At 32.9% G+C, this 21595-nt stretch carries 17 protein-coding genes; 9 read left to right on the forward strand and 8 right to left on the reverse strand.

Features of this window, described 5'->3' with window-relative positions; all coding sequences use genetic code 11:
- Positions 1-16: 16 nt before the first annotated feature.
- Positions 17-3952, reverse strand: coding sequence for a type IX secretion system sortase PorU (gene porU / locus IEW40_RS09560; RefSeq protein WP_188617874.1), 3936 nt, complete (start codon positions 3950-3952; stop codon positions 17-19).
- Between the two features lie 162 nt (positions 3953-4114).
- Here porU and gldJ point away from each other — a divergent pair, with 162 nt between their 5' ends.
- Positions 4115-5731: a gliding motility lipoprotein GldJ gene (gene gldJ / locus IEW40_RS09565; protein WP_188617875.1), complete on the forward strand. Its 1617-nt coding sequence runs from the start codon at positions 4115-4117 to the stop codon at positions 5729-5731.
- Between the two features lie 63 nt (positions 5732-5794).
- The gene (locus IEW40_RS09570) at positions 5795-7069 is read left to right on the forward strand and encodes a UDP-N-acetylmuramoyl-tripeptide--D-alanyl-D-alanine ligase (protein WP_188617876.1); all 1275 of its coding nucleotides are present in this window, start codon (positions 5795-5797) and stop codon (positions 7067-7069) included.
- 41 nt (positions 7070-7110) lie between these two features.
- On the opposite strand, the gene IEW40_RS09575 is transcribed toward IEW40_RS09570, so the two are convergent.
- The 6 genes from IEW40_RS09575 to IEW40_RS09600 form a co-directional block, all read right to left on the reverse strand.
- A complete protein-coding gene (locus IEW40_RS09575; protein WP_188617877.1) occupies positions 7111-7749 on the reverse strand; it encodes a Mur ligase domain-containing protein in 639 nt (212 codons plus the stop codon).
- Positions 7750-7823: 74 nt separating this feature from the next.
- Positions 7824-8639: a lysophospholipid acyltransferase family protein gene (locus IEW40_RS09580; RefSeq protein WP_188617878.1), complete on the reverse strand. Its 816-nt coding sequence runs from the start codon at positions 8637-8639 to the stop codon at positions 7824-7826.
- 93 nt (positions 8640-8732) lie between these two features.
- Positions 8733-9362 carry an NUDIX hydrolase gene (locus IEW40_RS09585; protein ID WP_188617879.1) on the reverse strand — a complete coding sequence of 210 codons (630 nt, stop codon included), beginning with the start codon at positions 9360-9362 and terminating at the stop codon, positions 8733-8735.
- 132 nt (positions 9363-9494) lie between these two features.
- Positions 9495-10568 carry a hypothetical protein gene (locus IEW40_RS09590; RefSeq protein ID WP_188617880.1) on the reverse strand — a complete coding sequence of 358 codons (1074 nt, stop codon included), beginning with the start codon at positions 10566-10568 and terminating at the stop codon, positions 9495-9497.
- A 199-nt stretch (positions 10569-10767) separates the two neighbouring features.
- Complete coding sequence (locus tag IEW40_RS09595) at positions 10768-12318, reverse strand: Rne/Rng family ribonuclease (RefSeq protein WP_188617881.1); 1551 nt, start codon at positions 12316-12318, stop codon at positions 10768-10770.
- Positions 12319-12553: 235 nt separating this feature from the next.
- A complete protein-coding gene (locus IEW40_RS09600) occupies positions 12554-12844 on the reverse strand; it encodes an HU family DNA-binding protein (RefSeq protein WP_188617882.1) in 291 nt (96 codons plus the stop codon).
- 98 nt (positions 12845-12942) lie between these two features.
- Here IEW40_RS09600 and mutY point away from each other — a divergent pair, with 98 nt between their 5' ends.
- The 6 genes from mutY (at position 12943) to IEW40_RS09630 (ending at position 20014) form a co-directional block, all read left to right on the forward strand.
- Entirely contained in the window at positions 12943-13932 is a 990-nt protein-coding gene (mutY, locus tag IEW40_RS09605) for an A/G-specific adenine glycosylase (protein WP_188617883.1), read from the forward strand.
- 125 nt (positions 13933-14057) lie between these two features.
- Positions 14058-14615, forward strand: coding sequence for a gliding motility lipoprotein GldD (gldD, locus tag IEW40_RS09610; protein ID WP_188617884.1), 558 nt, complete (start codon positions 14058-14060; stop codon positions 14613-14615).
- A 48-nt stretch (positions 14616-14663) separates the two neighbouring features.
- Positions 14664-15584, forward strand: coding sequence for a PfkB family carbohydrate kinase (locus tag IEW40_RS09615; protein ID WP_188617885.1), 921 nt, complete (start codon positions 14664-14666; stop codon positions 15582-15584).
- Between the two features lie 113 nt (positions 15585-15697).
- Positions 15698-17518, forward strand: coding sequence for a peptidylprolyl isomerase (locus tag IEW40_RS09620; protein WP_188617886.1), 1821 nt, complete (start codon positions 15698-15700; stop codon positions 17516-17518).
- A 66-nt stretch (positions 17519-17584) separates the two neighbouring features.
- Entirely contained in the window at positions 17585-18952 is a 1368-nt protein-coding gene (locus IEW40_RS09625; protein ID WP_188617887.1) for a peptidylprolyl isomerase, read from the forward strand.
- A gap of 129 nt (positions 18953-19081) precedes the next feature.
- A complete protein-coding gene (locus IEW40_RS09630; protein ID WP_188617888.1) occupies positions 19082-20014 on the forward strand; it encodes an NAD(P)H-dependent flavin oxidoreductase in 933 nt (310 codons plus the stop codon).
- Positions 20015-20073: 59 nt separating this feature from the next.
- Here IEW40_RS09630 and IEW40_RS09635 read toward each other — a convergent pair whose 3' ends face one another.
- A complete protein-coding gene (locus tag IEW40_RS09635; protein ID WP_188617889.1) occupies positions 20074-20364 on the reverse strand; it encodes a rhodanese-like domain-containing protein in 291 nt (96 codons plus the stop codon).
- Positions 20365-20487: 123 nt separating this feature from the next.
- Between IEW40_RS09635 and queG the strand changes: the two genes are divergently transcribed.
- Positions 20488-21420, forward strand: coding sequence for a tRNA epoxyqueuosine(34) reductase QueG (gene queG / locus IEW40_RS09640; RefSeq protein ID WP_188617890.1), 933 nt, complete (start codon positions 20488-20490; stop codon positions 21418-21420).
- The last annotated feature ends 175 nt before the right edge of the window (positions 21421-21595 follow it).

Below are 21595 nucleotides of genomic sequence, written 5' to 3' on the forward strand. Positions count from 1 at the left end.
TTGTTTTTATTTCTTTTTATTTTAAGATGACTAATTTTTCTACTAATGAAGCAGTTCCTTTGCATTTTTCTTGGTTTTGGCTTCTTACCAAAACTTTGTAGATGTAAGTTCCTTTTCCTACTGGAGACCCAAAGTCATCATTTCCATCCCATTCAATTGCTGTTCTATTGGTTCTGTAGCCTTCTAAAAAAGGGTCAGAGGTTACCGTTGTACTTATTGTTCTTACTAATTTTCCTGTAATGGTAAAAATCTGAACATTAACATCTAAAATGTCATCACAGTTATGCTCGAACTGTACAAATGTTTTGTTGGTAAAAGGATTGGGCCAATTTAATAATTTTTTTATTACTAAATTTTCTGTATTTGGATCTTTTACTATAAAGTTTAACGTTTGAGTTGTAGAATTATTATTAATGTCCCAAACTTTAAATGTTAATTGATGTTCGCCTGGTGTCAAATTTTGAAAAGGATATAGTACAGACCCTTTTTGATAGTCTAAAAATGATGAGTTAATACATCCATTTCCACTTCCAGGAGCATAAAAATCATTCAGAACAGTGGTGTTTACCACTTCACCATCTAAGATTACCGTAATGTCGTGACCAATACCAGACCCTGTAGAGTTAATTCCTGTATTATCTGTTACACATGCCAATAGATTTGGGTTTGTATTGGTGATTCCTCCATCTACAAAATTGGTGTTATTTAGGTATAATTGTACTTTTGGTGCTTCGTTATCATTAATTCCTGTAGGGTTGATATCTCCAATTTTTTGAGTTTTATTATTAAATACATCAAATACATTATTATCTGCATAAATTAATATTCTTCCGTCTCCTAAGGTGTAATTGATGTCTTTTGGCATGTAAAACTCTATAGTAAATGTTCCATTGGTAACTGTTCCAGATGATTTTACAATAGGGCTTCCTTCTTCTGAGTAATTTAAAATTGGGGTTAATCCACCGTCATTATTTAAGGTTTTTTTGTTTAATCTTTTGTCAAAAATATTGATTACCACTTTTCCATTAAAGGTATTGTCAACCGTTCCTCCGCTGTTATTAATATGCCCTGTGATTTTAATAAAATCTAATGCTCTTAGTTGCCCAGTAACAGGAGACTCTATATTGTCAATAATTACTAGGTTTTTAGGCCTGCTCAATTTAAGAGCAGGGTCGCCCAATAGGTTTACTTTCAGGTGATTAGAGTCTGTTCCGTATTCTCTCTTTGCAGCTAAAAATGCATCTCCAATTGTAGAAAAATCATTATTACTATTTAATTTAAAAAAATTAGAGGTAAAGGTGTTAGAGAAGAGCCTTCCGTAAACTGTGGCAATTGCTCTACTAGAAGTAATCATAGCATTTGCACCGCCTTGTGGTAATTTTAACAATTGTTCACCAGCAGATGTGGTATTATGATCGTCCCACAAAGTAAATTCACAAGTAATAGTGGTTACAAAAGGGAATCTACTGTAGGCGTTATTAAAATTATTAAATGAGTTGATTTCTTGTAAAGTAAGTACTCTCTCTTGTGACCATCCGTTAATGCCACCATGCCCGAAGTATGATAAGTAGAGGCTATTACTCATAGCATTAGTAATTCCTTGGTTTACCTGTGGATATCTTTGTCCACCAGCAGTGCTTTGTGCAGGGAATGAGTCTAAATACAGTTTTTTTATGTTGTATTCAGGTTTATTGGTATTTCCTTCGAAGTTATTGGCAATTACAAGATTCATCACGTCATGAAAAGCTCCTCTCATATATGGGTTACTACTTGCATCAACTCTACTATCAGCGTCGTCATCTACCACAAAATTCATCTTCATTCTCCAATCTCCAAAAGGTGATGCTTGCCCTGGGATTGCATTGTAATAAGAAAGGGTTTTATCTACCAATAATTTGGCCTCTTGTATATTTTGAGCGGGCAATCTACCAATGGGAACATCTGGAAATAACGCGTAAATATAAGAGCTATTCTGTGGAGCGGTCATTGCTATGTAATCATCTGTTACAAAAGACGTTTCGAAGTTTTCGCTGTAATCACTTTCATAGCTTGGGATTAAATTTTTATTATTGGTGGTTTTATTTCTAAAATCAAAAGAAGTGTCTCCTAAAATTAAAATATATTTGAGGCTTCCAGAAGGCGTGTTTAGTTTTCTTGCAAAATCTCTGAGTGCGGTTAAATCTTGTCCACCAGAACTAAATTCATTATAAATTTTTCTTACATCTACCACTTCTGCTTTGTAATTTTTGGCTGTTCGGTAGTAGTTCGCAATTCTCTCGGCTTGGCTAGAAAAATCTTTGGTGGTAAGAATTAGATAATCAATATTTTGAAGTGAAGATAAATCTTGATTTTCAGTTTTTTCTACAAAATTAGGCTCATATGCCGCACTTGCTTTGAACGCTACAAATTCATTATTGAACACAAAACTATCTGCCAAATATCCAAAACTAAATTCTGAGCCACTAGATTTATTAGTTACTTTTTTAGCATTGGTGATATCAGAAACATCCCATATTTGCTCTAGCTCAGAGATATTGTTTAAAGTGAAACCGTAGTTGTCACCTGTACCTTCATAAATATCAAAAACTCTAAAATTCATCTGTGAATTATTGAATTTTAAGTCTTGTTTATATTGTAATTCTACATAATCTAAATTATATGATACCAGAGGATTAGTACCCGTAGGATTGAAATCAAACTTTAAAGTGCTTCCGCTAATATTTTGCACATCGGTTTGCAAAGAAATTTCTCTAATTTTATTATCTACAGTGTTTGATACGGTATAATTTCCTATTTCTTGCCCATTAAGATTAATTTGTATTTTGTCATTGTTGGCATTTTGTACATACAGCGAAGTTTTTAATTTGATGTTATCACTTGCTAAAATAGGAGTGTTGGTAGTAAAACTAACAGATTTTGCTGAGTTAAAAGGTTCGCCTACCCAAAGTCTTCCAATATTTAAGAAATTAATTTTTTCTTCATTTAAGAATTGATAGTCATCATAACTAGTAAAAATATTAGAATTATCTGACGGAAGATCGATGTCAGAACTTTGAACTCTTTTTCCTGGTCCTTTATCAAAATTGATAAAGTAATATGAATAGTCTTCATATACATTCACGTAGTTTTGACTAATATGAGAAATTCTAGTTTCTTGTCTTTTGTTTCCATTTCCGTTACTATTGTCAAATAGATTGTATCCATGCGGACCTTGAGCATAGAAAAGAGCATAATCAGCATCATCCCATTTTCCGTCATCTTCGCCTACTACTTGTATTGCATTTTCTTGTAGTGCAGAGTATCTAGGGTCTTGATTAAATTCAGGCAACATTATTCCGCCATTTCCGTAGATTCTAAAATTTTTAGGATTAATACTAGAAGGATTAATGCCATTATCTCTAAGGAATTTTGTGGTAATCCTAAAAACTCCCGACTTATCTACTTTAATTTTATAAAAAGTACCAGATTTCAATGGGTTTTCGGTATCTCCCATCGTAGTTCTGCTGCCAAAAGAATTTCTCTTAGATGTGCTGCTCTTTTTTACAATATCGAAAGAAATTAATTTATAAACCCCTTTATTGTCTTTTTTGAAGGCAGAAACTACCACATTGCTGAGGAAAAAACCGTCTATTGGTTGATTAGAAGTATTAATTTCTGAGACTTCTCTTTGTGGAATAAAATCTGAATTGAGTTCAAAAAGCTCTTTTGAGTTAATTTTTTCCCAAACTAAATTTTTAATTTCTAATGATAAAAATTCTTTATCCTTTTGTGTAAAGGTGAAAAACGGACTTCCGCTAATTACAGAATAGTTGCCATTTTTAAAAAAAGGCAAGTTCTTTTTATAACTACCGTAATCAAATTCCTTGCTGTTATCCCACTCTAGAGTTACCTTTTGTGAATATACACTACCGAAACAGAATAAAAATAAAAGAAAAAATCTAAATGTCTTCATAATTTGTATTGAGCTACAAAATAAACGAAAAAAATAAAATTTTCATATCAAACAATAAAATTTATTATAGAACGTTAAGAAAATCATAAAAACTTAATAGTAGAATTTTGTTAGGTAAAATAAATTATTTTTCTTTGTAGCTTGAAATTATCTAGATTAATTATGAAAAAACTAAAGTTTATTTCATTGCTTTCACTAGGCGCGGCACTTGTACTTACAAGTTGCGGTGGTGGTGGCGGTCATGTAAAGAGTGGCGGTGGTACCAAAAAATTTACCAGTAAGACCGGTTGGAAACCAAATGACCAAAAAGGTTGGTTCTTTACAGGTAAAAAACAAAAACCAAAAGGTTGGCCAGGTATGGTCTATGTAGAAGGTGGTACTTTTACTATGGGATTGGTAAAGGATGATGTAATGCATGACTGGAACAATACTCCTAGAAGAATGCAAGTAAGTTCATTCTTTATTGGTGAAACCGAAATTACCAACTATGAATATAGAGAATATGTAACTTGGTTGAAATTTGTATTTCCTCCATCAGACCCAAGCTATAAAAATATCTACAATGGTGCATTGCCTGATACACTAGTTTGGAATAACAAACTCTCTAGAAATGATTATGCCGAAACTTATTTCCGCTCACCAGAGTTTGACTATTATCCGGTAGTTGGGGTTTCTTGGCAACAAGCTTCTAGATATTGTGATTGGTTGACAGACAGAGCCAATGAAAGAGAATTAATGAATCAAGGGTTGATCAATAAAGATTTTTATACCAATGATGCCAATAATCAAGGCCCTAATTCTTTTAACTTAGATAAGTATAAAGCTAACGATCCAGAAATGGAAAGCTACCTTAATAAGCAGAGAATGCAACAAAAATCTGGTATCAGAACTTCTAATGCTAGAATACAAGCTGCCAATAGAAATGCTACAGCTGGTTTAGTGACCAAGTTCCGTCTTCCTACAGAAGTAGAATGGGAATATGCAGCTTTGGGCGTTCAAAAAAATAGAAATTACAATGCTATTCTTGGTAAAGACCCTCAAATTGAAAAACTAAGAGGTAAAAAAGGTAGTCAAAAAGGAATGTACCTTGAGAACTTTAAACAAGGTAGAGGTGATTACTCAGGTGTTGGCGGTTGGAAGAATGACGGTTCACCTACCACTGCAGATGTTAGACAATATCCTTCTAATGACCTTGGCGTTTATGGTATGTTTGGTAACGTAGCAGAATGGACTGCAGATGTTTACAGACCAATCATAGATGATGAAGCTAGTGATTTTAACTATTACAGAGGCAATATGCCACAACAAACTGTTAAAAATGCTGACGGCACTTATAAAAAAGTAGACCCTAAAGACATGAAGTTTGATAGACTTGCAGACGGAAGAGAAGTTTATAAAGGATTGCCTGGTACTTACGAAAAAAATACAGTGGCCGACCAAAGAAACTTCAGAGATGGTGATTTTATGTCTTCTTTAGAAGCAGGTTACGGAAAAGAAATTGATAGTTCAGCTACAGATTACAGTATTTATAATTCTCCTAGAAATCAATTTATAGTAGATGATAAAGGAAGAGTAATCTTACAAAAAGATAACAAATCTAGAACTACCAGAGTGTCTAATACGGTAAGAGTTATCAAAGGTGGCTCATGGTTAGATACAGCTTATTGGTTAGACCCAGGGCAAAGAAGATATCGCGAAGAATCAAAATCTTTCGGTTGGGTAGGCTTCCGTGTAGCACAAGATGCTAAAAACAATGGAACCAAAAGAACAAAAAGATAAATTAATTTAGAAATATTTTATAATCCTTTCCTTTTTTGGAAAGGATTTTTTTATTTTTGACCCATGAATATTTCAGATTTTTATACTCTTTATTTAACCTCAAATAAAGTAACCATAGACAGCCGAAAAATTGAAAAAAACGATATCTTTTTCGCTTTTTCTGGTGATAATTTTAATGCAGCTACCTTAGCTGAAGATGCCATTAACAAAGGGGCCAAAGCAGTAATAGTAGAGGATAAAAACTACGAAAATAGCAACAAAAACATCTTTTTCGTAGAATCTACATTGTTTTTTTTGCAAGAATTAGCAAAATATCACAGAGCACAACTTAATATCCCTATTATTGCACTTACAGGCAGCAACGGAAAAACAACTACTAAAGAACTAATTCACGCGGTCCTTTCTCAAAAATTTAATGTACAATATACTTTTGGGAATCTCAATAATCACATTGGGGTACCACTTACACTTCTTTCTATAAAGCCAGAACATGAAATGGCAGTGATAGAAATGGGGGCCAACCATCAAAAAGAAATAGAATTTTTAAGCCAAATTGCTAGACCTAATTTCGGGTATATTACCAATTTTGGTAAGGCTCATTTAGAAGGATTTGGTGGGGTAGAAGGCGTAATTAAAGGAAAATCTGAACTCTATGATTTTTTAAAATCTAATGACCAATTTATAGTGGTTAATGAAAACGACCCTATCCAAGTTCAGAAAACCGACGGTTATGATTTGGTAATCCCTTTCGGAAGAAGAGATTCTGAATTTTATTTCGAAAAAATTGTAGAAAATAATTGTGTAGGACTTATTTATAATCAAATAGAGGCGGTTTCTAACCTGACAGGAGAGTACAATTTTACCAACCTTTGTGCTGCGGCAACATTTGGGTTGTATTTCGGGGTAGAATTCACTTTAATTAAAAAAGCGATTGAAGACTACACTCCAACCAATATGAGGTCTCAGATTGTGAAAAAAGGAGAAATAACTTTGGTTCTAGACACTTATAATGCCAACCCTAGTTCTATGAAAGTTTCTCTAGAGAATTTTAATCATTTTGAAGGTTCTAAGACCATTATCATTGGTGATATGCTAGAGCTAGGAGAGGAAAGTGCAACCGAACATCTACAAATTTTAGATTTGGCAAAATCTTTAAATTTTGATGAAATTATTACCGTAGGCCCACATTTTAAAAATGCTGAAGCTGGTGTTACTTCTTTTTTAACTACAGAAGATTTAATTGCATTTCTAAAAGAAACTAAAATTAACTCCCAAAACATTCTCCTAAAAGCATCTAGAGGAATAGCACTAGAAAAAGCACTAGAGTTTATCAACTAAAATTTAAAATAGACTTTTCTGAAATCGGAAAAGTCTATTTTTTATAATGTAAGTAGAGCCTCGAAAAAGTTTTCTTCTAAAATGCCCAGTTGTTGGCAAATATACCTAGCACCTTCTAGATGATTGACCAATTCTAAATCAGTGTGTTTTAGTGGAATTTCTCCCAATTCAGTATCAAGGTAGATTTTTTCGTTTTTGATTGTGGTAGAAGGCCTTTGGTAAGGGAACTTTCTGAAGTAATTTTCGGAGTTGTCTGCTAAATTTTTTAAGGTGCTATTTTCTTCATTAAAAACTAAAACACCACCTGCAGTTATTTTACGGATGAAGTTTCTATAGTTTTCTTCATTTTCGTCGTTTGTAATATCTGTGATTAAAGCAATATTGGCATGTAAATACTGTAAATTTTCGTTGGGATTTGCTTCTATAATTACAAAATCATTTTCTGTACTAAGACTGGCGTTTTCAAAATTTTCTCCGAAAATTATATCTGTTTGAATATCATGAAAATTGAGAACATGAAGAATCAGAGACGTAATTTCACTTCTTTTTTGGTCACCAGAAATGACCACTCTGGTTTTATTTTTCGTAGCATCGGAAATGGTCTTTTCTGTGTTTTCTGAATCTTTTGAATATTGAATTCCTAATTCTAATAGCGCATCTGCTAAATTTTTAAATGCCATTTTTATTCGAAAATTGGGTTAGCATAAAACTAATTGAAATCTAAAATCGTAAATCAAAAATCTGAAATCTCAAATTAATATTGAGATTCTTCGTCTTTTGCTTGTTGTTTTTTTCTTTCTTGGTATTCTTTATCGTAGTCGTGTAATACGTTGTGCTCTGGGGTTTGCTCTATAGCATTCATGATTTTATCTAGAATCTCTTGCGCAGATTCATTATCATAATCTATATCTAGAGCGGGTTTGAAACACAAAGTTGGTTCTACACCAGTCACTTTTACCCTGAGACCTTTTTTATCAAATGCTCTACGGAAACCATTTATTTTAATAGGAATTACAATAGAGCGCTGCTGTTGAATTAATTTTGCGGTACCTTTTCTACCTTGCGCAAATGCAGAAGTAGTGCCTTGCGGAAAAGATATTACCCAACCATTATCTAGCGCTTTTAGAATGTTTTCCACCTCTTTTAGGTCTACTTTTCTATTTACATTTTTGCCTTCTGCACGCCAAGTTCTTTTTACGGTAACAGCACCTGCTAATTTGAAAATTCTAGCCAAAATCCCTTTATTCATAGTTTCTTCTGCAGCTACGTAGTAGAAATCTACTTTGGGATTGAGAAGGTAAACTGGGTTTTTGATGGTGTTGAGGTAGCCGTTGTTTACCGCGCAAAAAACGTGGTACATAGCAGCTACATCTGCAAAATAGGTTTGGTGGTTAGATACAAAAAGTACATTGGTTTTCGGGAGATTAACCAAGTTTTCACTTCCAGTAATTTTTAATTTGTTAAAGCCATTAAATCTTCTATAAGATATTAATCCTAAAACAAAAATGATGAATCTTTTTAAAAAATAAATATTACCAAAAGAATCCGTAAAAATGCTTTTCTTCGCCATTTTTCAGTCAGCTATAAGCCGAATTATATTAAACACAAATGATTGAAATTTTCCATTTCATTTTCTTACAATAAGATGAAACGGTTTGCAAAGTTAAACATTTTTTAACAATTGATTCAGCTCACTTAAAATCATAGAGGTGGCACCCCAAATTTTATGTTGATTGAAATCTAAATAAGGAACTTGGTAGCCTTTGCTTTTGGGGAGTTCCATAATTTCTGGAGGATTGGGCATATTTTGTATCACTGAAAGTGGAATTTCTAATATTTCTTGAACTTCTGTTTCTTGGAATTTAAAAACCGGAGTTTCTTCTAAATACGATAAAAATGCATAAACAAAAAAGTTGCTTGGCGGAATGTAAATAGGAGAAAGCTCTCTCAGAATTTTGATATCAGTTTTTTCTACGCCTATTTCTTCCCAAGTTTCTCTAATAGCGGTATCTGAGAAATCTTCGTCTGTGTCATCTTTTTTACCACCAGGAAGCGAAATTTGCCCAGAATGTCTATCATTTTCATTATGTGTTCTGTGGATGAGTGGTAGGTGCCACTTTCCGTTTTTGAGATAGAGTAGAATGTTTACAGCAGCATATTTAGGATTTCTGGCCAATATTTCTTCATCTGAAAGTAACGAACGATAAGGTGGCGCATAGATTTTTTGCGCATCGAAACCGCCTAATTCTGCTTCCTGCAATTGCTGCAATAATATTTCTGCTGAAATCTTCATCTCTCAAAAGTAATGATTTTTTGGGAGAGATTTTTTTAAGGATGTGTTAAATGTTGTGTGTTTGATTGACCAAAAACTTGGCGCAATCCTTTTTGTTTGTTTTATTTTTTTATTAAATATAAGCTAATACGATTATCTGATTGGAAGTGTAAATTGAATTTTATCATTGCTATTTCCTGTATGAGCCTGAATGTCAAATAAGATTTGGATGAGATAAAGAACATTTTGTGAACTGATATCTTCATTTTTAATATAAAACCAATTGTTGTACAGATAGACTGCGGTATTAGCATCATTAGGGGCTGTTTTGCTATTGTAAATATGTAAATACCCACTTTCTGGTGAAATGTTGCTTTTCCAGACTCTTTCTTGGTGCTCTTTTGGGACTTCTACATAGTTTGATAAATAATTAATCAATGCCAAAAAAGAACGGGTGTTCACTCCAAATACATTTTGGGTGTTATTAAAACCAATTTTTATTTCAAAGGTTTCTGTTTTAGGTTTCAAATCTAGTTCTTTTATCAAAAGTTTGTATTCTTCGGTTTCGAAGGCTTCTTTACTGATGTCTATTAATATTTTTGGCTCAATATCGGGGGAAGATTCTTTTGTTGTGGATAGATTTATGAGCCTTCTTTTATATAGATTGTTAAGTGAACGAACTATTATTTTAAATTCATTTCTAGAACTTTCATTGGCGTTTCTGCTGTTGGTTTTTCCATTGATATTGATAATCATCAAATCAGCGATAACTTCTAAATCAAATCCATTGTTTAACATTAAGAAAAGATTGATAATTCCCATGGGCATCAATAATTGCTTTGAATAATCTGTTCCCATCAATGGTGAGTATATAATGTTTGGGGATTCTCTGTAAACTAATCTTGGGGTAATGGCAGAATAGCCAGCATCTTTCAGATTGAAAGAAGTGTCTTCTGTACCGAATTCTAAAGTAGGATTAGCACTTATGGTTTTTATTTTTAAAAATACTGGTGGGTCATTGTATTTTGATCTGATGATGTTTGCCAGCATTTCTTCTTTATCAGTTTGTGATAGAGCTTCCATATACGCTCCTCTGTTAGATTTAATAGAATTGGGCCCAAGAGATTTACAACTTATAATCAATAGACATAAAGATACATAAAAAATGCCCTTAATTACTTTTTTTTGATTGATGAAATTTTTTTCTAAGAATAATTTTGTTTTCATAGAATATCTGTAGTTAATTAGAAATCAGTTGTAAATTGATAGCCGAAAAATAGAGCTTAATAGTCTTACTAATTTTACACTAAATTAATAAAAACTTTTATTATGTTAAATTTTATTTGCAGTTCTTAAAGTAAATAAAAAAATCGTTGCATCACTGCAACGATTTTGTACTTTTCAATTTTCTACTCTTCATTTTCAATTAATTAGAGTAGTTCATCAGTTCTTCTCTATCAGCATTGTAGATTTTAAACTCTAAATACTTAAAAGAATCTCTTGGGATTATGGTAACCCATTTTTTGTACTTCATAAACCATTTCATTTGATGGCTCATAAGACCTTTGGTAAGGTATGCTTCTACAAACGGATGCGTGTGTAGGTATAATTTGCCCTTGTGTTTGGTCAGTAATGCTTTTATGTGTTCTTCCATACGTTCTACCACAAAAATAGGGGCCAAGATTTCGCCGTCTTTATTCGGGTTTTCTTCGGTGGTGTCTATTTGTTTTTCGGGTCTTACACGTTGTCTGGTAATTTGTATCAATCCAAATTTACTAGGAGGAAGAATTTTGTGCTTTGCTTTATCGCGTTTCATCTCTTCGCGCAGATGTTCGTAGAGGTCTTTCCTGTGGTCAGGATTGGGCATATCTATAAAATCTACTACGATAATGCCACCCATATCTCTCAATCTAAGTTGTCTTGCAATTTCTGTAGATGCCATTTTGTTCACGTTTAGGGCGTGTTCTTTAGAGGCAGAGGAAATGTTGTTTCCAGAGTTTACGTCTATCACGTGTAGGGCTTCTGTGTGTTCTATCACCAGATAAGCACCTTTAGAACTTGGGATGTTCACGTGTTTCCCGAAGGATTGTTTCAGCTGTTTTTCTACATTGTAATATTCCAGAAGCGGAATGTGAGAGTCATAAAATTGTACAATGTTTTTTCTTTCAGGAGCTATTACTTCTAGATAGTTTTTCATATCGTTTACCATTTGCTCATTATCACAAATGATAGAAACGAAATCCTGATTGAAATTGTCTCTTAGAATGGCTGATGCTTTGTCTTCTTCGCTTAGAGCTTTGGCAGGTACTTTATTTTTTTGGATATTTTTGAAGCAAACATTCCATTTGTCAACCAATTGGTTCATATCATTATGGAGTTCTGCTACCTTTTTACCTTCTGCCACTGTTCTAATGATTACCCCGAAGCCTTCTGGTTTTATGCTTTCAATTAAAGTCTTTAACCTGGCTTTTTCTTCGGTGGTTTTAATTTTTTTAGAAATAGAAACCTTATTGTCAAAAGGAATTAATACCAAGAATCTACCAGTAAGAGAAATCTGGGTAGAGATTCTAGGACCTTTAGTAGAAATAGGTTCTTTGGTAATTTGTAATAAAACTTCGTCACCCGCAGACATTACTTTGTCTATGGTGCCATTTTTATGAATTTCTGGCTGTATGCTGAAGTTTTTTAACGAAGAAGTTTGTTGTTTTTTAGACGTAGTGTCGTACAGAAATTTTTTGTACGTAAGATATTGCGGACCTAGGTCCTGATAATGCAAAAAAGCATCTTTTTCGTAACCGATGTTTACGAAAGCAGCATTAAGATTAGGAGCTAATTTTTTAATTTTTCCCACGAAAATATCACCTACCACAAAATCGGTTTTCTGTTCTATTTCGTGTAGCTCAAATAATCTACCTTCTTCAATAAGGGCAATTTTAGAAGCATCCTCTTCATAGGAAATCAAAAGTTCTTTCTTCATTTTTTCTAAAATTATTCTTTTTAAAGTTAACTAATCTAAACAAAAATATAGTTAGTGAAATTTATCAAGATAAAAACACCAACTATATTGTATTGTATTTCAACAGAGAAAATTATTTTTTCTTATGTCTGTTTGCTCTTCTTCTTTTCTTTCTTTTGTGGGTAGCCACCTTGTGTCTTTTTCTTTTCTTTCCGCTTGGCATAGTTAGAAATTTTTAATAGTTAATATTCTTTAATTATTTTACAGCAACTTTAGTTTTTACTTTCTCTACGAAAGTTTTAGATGGTTTAAAAGCTGGAATGTTGTGAGCAGGGATTTCAATTGCAGTGTTTTTAGAAATGTTTCTACCTGTTTTTGCTGCTCTAGTTTTAATGATAAAAGATCCAAAACCTCTTAGATACACATTATCACCATTATACATAGATGTTCTGATTTCTTGCATAAATGCTTCGATAACTTTTTGAGTATCATTTTTTTCGATCCCTAGTTTGTTTGATATTGTGTTTACCAATTCTGCCTTTGTCATTTCCTTTTTTGTTTATAATTTTGGTGTGCAAATATAAAAAATATTTTTTGAATAAAACGAATACAAAAACTGATTTTCTAAACATTGGTTTAAAAATCATGAAATGGTACGATTTGAATGCTAGAGAATTACCTTGGCGAAGCACTAAAAATCCGTATCATATCTGGATTTGCGAAATCGTACTTCAGCAGACCAGAGTAGAACAAGGTAAAAATCATTATCTCAACTTTATAGAGCGGTTTCCAGAGGTGAAATCTCTAGCCTACGCGCATACAGATGAGGTTTTACTCTATTGGAAAGGTCTAGGATATTATTCCAGAGCCATTAATCTACACACTGCGGCTCAACAAATAATGACTGATTTTAATGGAATTTTTCCCAATCATTTTGAGGAGATTCTAAAATTAAAAGGAGTAGGCAAATATACTGCGGCAGCAGTGGCAAGTATCTGTTTTGATGAGAAAATTCCTGCAATTGACGGCAATTTCTATAGAGTGCTGAGCAGAATTTTTGCTGATGATTTTGATATTTCTTCTTCTAAAGCATATCAATATTTCTATAATTTGGCATTATTAATTATGCCAGATGAAAGACCAGGTGACTTCAATCAGGCTATAATGGATATCGGCTCTGAAGTTTGCAAACCTAAAAATCCAAACTGTGAAGTGTGTCCTGTTAGAGATAATTGTCTGGCTTTTGGGATAGGAAATGTTCAAGATTTCCCTCTAAAGTCTAAAAAAGTGAAAGCTCAAGATTTAAAACTTCACTATTATCATATAAGATATAGAGAAGAGTTTCTCATTAAACAAAGAGATGATTCTTTTATTTGGAAAAAATTGTATGATTTTCCTGAAAAAATTCCTTCACATTTCGAAAAATGGATTACTCACGAAAAAACAATCCATCATAAACTTACTCATAAGAATTTAGAAATTGTGATTTCTGAAGTAGTATTAGATAATAAAAAAGAGTTTCAAAAGTTTTCAGAAGAGAATCATTTTATAATCACCAATTATGAAGAGTCTCACCTAAAGTCTTTCCCAAAACCGTTAGAGAATTTTCTGAAAAAAGAATTTGAGGAATCGTAAAGCGAGAAAATGATAAACGATTCAAAACATATCAAACGAAATCAAACATTCAAACAAAATCAAACCACTTCAAACAAAATCACTCTCAGATAATTTTCTTCATATAAAATTCATATTTTTGCAAAATGTTTAAGAACCTAGCTTTTACACTTTTAGCGCTTTTGGCAGTGGCTTGTAGTGATGATGTAAAACCGAAACCCAAAGGTGAATTGCGTTTAGAATATCCTACACCAAATTATCAGGCATTCAAAAACAATTGTGCCTATACCTTTGAGTATTCTGATTTTGCACAAATTCACGATGCTAAAAACGCATGTTGGTACAATCTTACTTATCCAAAAATGAAAGCCAATGTTTTTATTACTTATTTTAAAATAAATAATGATTTTGACTTGCATGTAAAAGAAGTAGAAAAAATGGTGTATGAGCATACCATAAAAGCTTCTGCCATAGAAACCAAAACTTTTTCCTATCCTCAGAATAGAGTTTATGGCAATATGTACGAACTAAAAGGCGAAACCGCTTCTAACATTCAGATTTTTGTTACCGACAGCACCAAGCATTTTGTAACAGCTAATTTGTACTTCAATACCAGACCAAAGCCAGATTCTCTAGCGCCCGCGGTCAATTACATAAAACAAGATTTAATGAAAATGATAGAGACTTTTCGCTGGAAAAACTAGTTTTGGAAAGTTTTAGAGTTTGAAAAATAAAAAAATAAATATCTACATATGAAATTACTTGCAGTAGGAACTGTAGCATTTGATGCAATTGAAACACCTTTTGGTAAAACAGATAAGATTTTGGGCGGTGCCGCTACTTATATTGGTTTAGCAGCTTCTGTTATGAAAACAGATGTTGGTTTGGTTTCTGTAATCGGGGGCGATTTTCCTCAAGAATATTTGGATATGATGACCACTAAGGGAATCAATATCGATGGAGTGGAAATGATAAAAGATGGTAAAACCTTTTTTTGGAGTGGTAAATATCATAATGATTTGAACTCTAGAGATACATTGGTTACCGAACTAAATGTTTTAGAAAACTTCGACCCAAAAATACCAGCTTCTGTAGCAGACGCTGAGGTTCTTTTGCTAGGAAACTTGCATCCTGCAGTGCAATTGGCTGTTTTGGAAAGGATGAGTTCTAGACCAAAATTAGTCATTCTAGATACCATGAATTTTTGGATGGATCATACTTGGGATTTATTAATGGAAGTTATCGCAAAAACAGACGTTATTACCATTAATGATGAAGAAGCTCGTCAACTTTCTGGGGAATATTCTCTGGTAAAGGCTGCTCAGAAAATTCATACCATGGGCCCAGAATATGTTATCATCAAAAAAGGTGAACACGGTGCTTTGCTTTTTAATGATGGGAAAATTTTTGCCATTCCTGCATTGCCTCTAGAAGAAGTTTTTGACCCAACTGGTGCTGGTGATACCTTTGCAGGTGGCTTTGCTTCTCATATTGCAAAATCAGAAAATATCTCTTTCGAAAACATGAAAGCTGCCATCATCGTAGGTTCTGCCATGGCCAGTTTTACGGTAGAAGAATTCGGGACACAAAGATTAGAAAAAGTGACCCAAGATGAATTAAAAGAAAGAATTAATCAATTTAAGGATTTAACTACTTTCGAGGTAGAACTTTAATAAAACTTTAACTCCCTTTTAGATATATTTTAAAAGGGATTTTTTATAGTTTTGAACTTTGGTTTTTCAAATCGGAAAGCCGTTACAAATCAAATTAAATACATCATATTTAGATGAAAATAAAATTAACATTCCTTCTTTTTTTAGCATTTCTTAATTACCAATCACAATATTTAATCATAGGAAAAGACAGTATTTCTGTTCAGAAATTCAAAGAAGACAACAAATACGGATTAGAAACTGTAGGAGTTCAGGGTACGATTAAAACTTACACCGATTTCAAATTATTACAGCACTTCGCTTTAGAGAGAAAAGCAGATACATTGAGCTATTTCAGAGCTAAAATGGCAGAAAAAGACCAGCAACTGAGAGAAGAAAGTTTCTATCCGAAACCTATTTTACAAGCAGCTCTCAATGAATATCTTTCAGCTAATTTAGTAGAGAATAAAATTCAAGTTTTTTATGTCCAAAAAACAGAGAATGACCCTACTGATTATAAAAAAATATATGATGAGGTGAAAAATGGAACCTTGAAAATAGAAGATGCCATTTTAAAATATTCTAAACTAAAAGCAGAACCTTTTTTTGTGAAAGCAGGAACGGTAGATATAGAACTAGAAAAAGAACTTCAGTCGATACAATCTGGCAATTATACCAAATTAATCAATACGCCTACCATAGCTGCTTTTGCGAAGTTGGTAGAGAGAAGACCTTCTCTTGGTTACCTTATTTTTGGTACAATTTCTTATCCGAAATCTGATGCAGATAAAATGAAAACTCAAATATATGAGGCTTTAAAATCGGGTAAAAAATTCGAAGAAGTTGCCAAATTATACGGTTCTACAGACGCAGAAAAAAATAGTGCTGGCGTGGTGATGGGCTCGCCTATTCTTCCTGATGAAGTGTATGCCGCCATCAAAGGTAAAAAAGAAGGGGAGTATACAGAACCTGTATTGCTAGGAGATAAGTATTATATTTTTAACGTTTATTCTCTCATCCCATATCAAGATTCTGAAAAACATCATAAAATGCTAGTGCAAGAATTGATGCGCTCGCAGTATGCTGATGTAGCTTATGAAAAATTGGTGAACGCAATTGCTAAATCATCTAAATACAAAGAAACTCCTGATTTTGAAAAAATAAAAAAATCATATCAAGATTTCCTAAATTTTAAAAATCCAAAAGCTATTTTATATCAATACGGAAAAACCAATTTTACTTTTGAAAATTTCAAAAAAGTATTGGTAGAGAATTTTAAAAATGCAGACCAATTGCCAGCAGACCAATGGAAATATTTTGTAGAATCAAAAAGAAATAATGATATTTTCGTAGCCTACAGTAAAGATTTTTCTGAATTACCTACTATAAAATCTGAAATGAATAAACTAAAGCAAAACCTTTTGGCAGATTATATATTTAGTTATTATATTGAAAATGAGTTGAAAAAGCCAAAGGTTTTAGACGATTATTATCAAAAAAATAAAGAAAAATACATTCTAGAAAGCAGAGCAGATGGTAGAGTAGCGATTCTTACAGACCTTTCTGTAGAAAAAGACATTGCCAAAAAAATGGCAAATCCTAAAAACTGGGAAAGTCTTAAAAAAGAATATTATGGTAAGCTAGATGGAACTCAACAAATACAAGTTCATTTCGAAGAAGGTGAAATGTCTGAAAATGCAGATATTTTCAAAGTCAATAAAGTACCTTATCAAAAAGGGGTGCACCAAGTGAAAATGGATAAAAAATTACTCATCATCGCCATAGACGAAATTTTACCTCCTTCGCAAATGTCTAGACAAGATGCAGAACAGCAATTAAAAACAGATGCTACAGAAGAAATTTTGTCCAAAACCATACAAGAACAAAGAAATAAAACCAAAATTATACTAGAACCAGCTTTTGTAGCAGACCTAGAAAAGAATTTTAAGAAATAATTAGTAAAAAAAATGTTTGAAATCTCGTAGAGAATTCTAATTTTGCAACTTAATAAAATTTTAATAATGATTAAAAATTTAAAATATCTACTTACACTTAGTTTTTTAGTAAGTTTATTTTCATTCAATGCCAATGCTCAGGTTAAAAAAGGTGACTTAGTAGATGGGATTTCTGCTGTGGTAGGTAACGAGATTATCTTAGAATCTGAAGTTCTAGAGCAACAAAATTATGCACAACAACAAGGTGCTGCACAAACCAATAAATGTGAATTTATGGATGGTATTCTTAGTAATAAATTGTTGATTTATAAAGCTAAAAAAGATACCTTAATCCAAGATAGATCTGCTGCCATAAGAGAACAAGCTGCTGATAAATATAGCCAAATCGTAAGCCAATTTCCTTCTGAAAAAGCAATGCTAGATGCCTATAAATTCCGTACTTCTTACGAAATGAAAAATGCCATCGAAAAAATGGATATCGACAACTACTATGGTCAACAAAAATATGCATTGGTTACAGAAAAAGTAAATATCACACCCAATGAAGTTACTGATTTTTACAATGCCTATAAGTATCAATTGCCTCAGGTTAAAGATGAAATAGTGCTTTCTAAAATTGCCATGTATCCTAAATTGACAGAAGCTCATAAAGATGAAATCATCAATAAGTTAAAGAAAATCAAACAAGATATTTTAGCCGGAGACTCTTTTGATAACAAAGCTAGAATTTACTCAGAAGACCCAGGCTCTGCTGCTAATGGTGGTTTGTATACCAATATTAATAGAGGGAAAATGGTGAAAATTTTCGAAGCTACAGCACTTAATCTTCAAGAAGGTGAAATTTCTGAACCTGTAGAATCTGAATTTGGGTTCCATATTATTCAATTGGTTAAGAAAAGCGGAAAACAATATGATGCTAGACATATATTATTAAAAGCTGAACCTAATGCTGAAGAAATTGCCACCGCAAAAGCTGAAATGGAAAAAATAAAAGAAGATATTAAAAGTGGTAAATTAACTTTCAAAGAAGCTGCTTTTAAATATTCTGATGATAAAAACACCAAATTTAATGCGGGTGTTATGCCAGGAGAAGATGGCTCAGACAGATTAGAAAAAGCCAACCTAAATGCCACAGTTGCTTACCAAATTGCTGGACTTAACAAAGGGGATCTAACAGATGTTTTTGTTTTTGAAGAACCTAACCAAAAGAAAGCGGTGACCATTATGAAAGTGAATGAAGTAATTCCTATGCACGCGCTAGATTTGGCAACAGATTTTGAAAGAATCAAAGGTTTTGCCCTAAACAAAAAGAAAGGTGAAGTACTAGAAAAATGGGTGAAAGAACAATTGCCAGATACTTTTATCTCTATTAATAATCGTTATAAAGATTGTAATTTTAAAGAAGATTGGAGCAAGTCTGCCATCATTAAATAATAAATAAAAACCTTCGATATTTCGAAGGTTTTTTATTTTAAACGGAAATTTCGAAATAGATATCGTTAGAGTTTGTATTGTTTATATTTGCGAACTTTTGTGACTATTCTTATCTTTAAAACAAAAAACATGAACAGAATCACTCAGTTATTCAATATAAAATATCCAATCATACAAGGTGGGATGATTTGGCACAGTGGCTACAAATTGGCTTCCGCAGTTTCTAATGCGGGTGGTTTAGGTTTAATAGGCGCTGGTAGTATGTATCCAGATGTATTGAGAGACCATATCCAAAAATGTAAAAAAGCTACCAATCAACCTTTCGGTGTTAATGTGCCAATGTTATACCCAAACATCGAAGAAATTATTCAAATTATTATAGAAGAAAAAGTTCCCATTATTTTTACTTCTGCTGGTAATCCTAAAACTTATACCGAATTGCTAAAAAAAGAAGGCAGAAAAGTAGCTCATGTGGTTTCTAGTGTCAAGTTTGCAGTAAAATGCCAAGAAGCTGGCGTAGATGCTGTAGTGGCAGAAGGTTTCGAAGCGGGTGGACACAACGGTAGAGAAGAAACCACCACGCTTTCTTTAATTCCCAACGTTCGTAGAAATATAGAAATTCCACTCATTGCAGCTGGAGGAATTGCTCTAGGTTCTCAGATGAAGGCTGCCATGATTTTAGGAGCAGACGGAGTACAAATTGGTTCTAGATTTGCCGCTACTGTAGAAGCCAGCGCTCATGACAATTGGAAACAAAAAATTGTAGATACCAAAGAAGGGGACACCCAATTAACTTTAAAAGAACTAGCACCTGTTCGTCTCGTGAAAAATAAGTTTTTTTATGAATTAGAAGAAATCTACAAAAACGGAAAAAGCATAGAATTGCTTACCGAAAAACTAGGGAAACGCCGCGCAAAACGTGGGATGTTCGAAGGTGATTTAGAAGAAGGCGAATTAGAAATTGGGCAATCTTCTGCTCTAATTGATGAAATTCTTACCGTAGAACAAGTTTTTCAGAAATTATTGAGAGAATTTGAAGAAGCGGATTTTTCTAAATTTTAAGTCAAAATAAAAGCTCATCGTTTGATGAGCTTTCTTTGCAAAAAAATATGAACTTTATTTTACTTTACTTGTTCCAGAGCCATGTGCACTTGCATAAAACCACCTCCGTTATAGATTTCTTCCAAACCGTTTTGAGCTAAAAATTGACAAGCTTGTCCGCTTCTTCCTCCACTTCTGCAGAAAACGATTTTTGGACCTTTCATCTCTTTTATTTCGTCAATTCTCAACGGTACAGTTGCCAAAGGAATGTTTACAGCACCGTCTATTTTCCCTTCCATTACTAGTTCTTCTGGTTGTCTTACATCTATTAAATGATAATTACCTGAGTTTAAAATTTCGTCAAATGTCATTTTTATTATTTTTTAAATTGTAATTTGTGAGGCAAAAGTATAAAAAAACTTACCTTCGCACTGTGATTTTTGTTACAATGATGGTGCCTTTTATTCAAAAATCTGTTTTTTTAAGAAAAATTTATGATTTCTAAGGAAAAATATAGTCAATTAATCAAAGAAAAAGCATTGAAATTTGGATTTCAATCTTGTGGAATTTCCAAAGCTGGTTTCTTGGAAGAGGAAGCTCCACGCTTAGAACATTGGCTTAAAAATCATTACCACGGCGAAATGAAATATATGGAAAATCATTTCGATAAAAGGCTAAACCCTAAACTTTTGGTAGATGGTGCCCAATCTGTAATTTCTCTTTCTTATAACTACTATCCAACTTTGGAAATAACTCAAGATAATAATTTTAAAATATCTAAATACGCCTATGGTGAAGATTATCACGAAGTAATTAAGGATATCTTAAAAAATCTGGTACTAGAACTTCAAGAGGAAATAGGCGAGTTTGGTTTTAGGATTTTTGTAGATTCTGCACCAGTTCTAGAGAAGGCATGGGCTAGAAAATCAGGATTAGGTTGGGTAGGTAAGAATGCAAATCTAATTACCAAAAAATACGGTTCTTTTTATTTTTTAGCAGAAATTATCTGTGATTTAGATTTGATGCAAGATTTAGAAACAACTGACCACTGTGGCACTTGTAGAAAATGCATAGAGGCCTGTCCTACTCAAGCTATCGTCTCTGATAAAATCGTAGATGGCAGCAAATGTATTTCTTATGCTACAATAGAATTGAAAAACGAAATTCCAGATTATTTTGACGGAAAGATGGATGATTGGATTTTTGGGTGTGATGTCTGCCAAGACGTCTGCCCTTGGAATCGCTTTTCTGCACCTAGTTTAGAAAGTAAATTTAAACCTAATGTAGAAAAACTTAATTTCAGAAAAGAAGAGTGGAAAGACTTAACTCAGGAAATTTTTTCTGAGATTTTTAGAAAGTCTGCCGTTAAACGCACCAAATTTACCGGATTGATGCGAAATATAAAGTTGGCGTCAAAAGAAAACTGACTTTTTTAATTGAAGGTTGTTCAATCAAAAAAATCAGTAATGTTTTTTCTGAGTTCTTTTTGGGGCAACTTTTACTCTGATGGTAATTCTTTTTTGAGATTTTGGCTTTTTGTGCATAGAAATCAAATTTTCGTTATTAAATTTACAGAAAAAATTTTATATTTCTTTAATGTTA

Source organism: Cloacibacterium rupense (assembly GCF_014645495.1).
In the GTDB taxonomy this organism is placed as follows: Bacteria; Bacteroidota; Bacteroidia; order Flavobacteriales; family Weeksellaceae; genus Cloacibacterium; species Cloacibacterium rupense.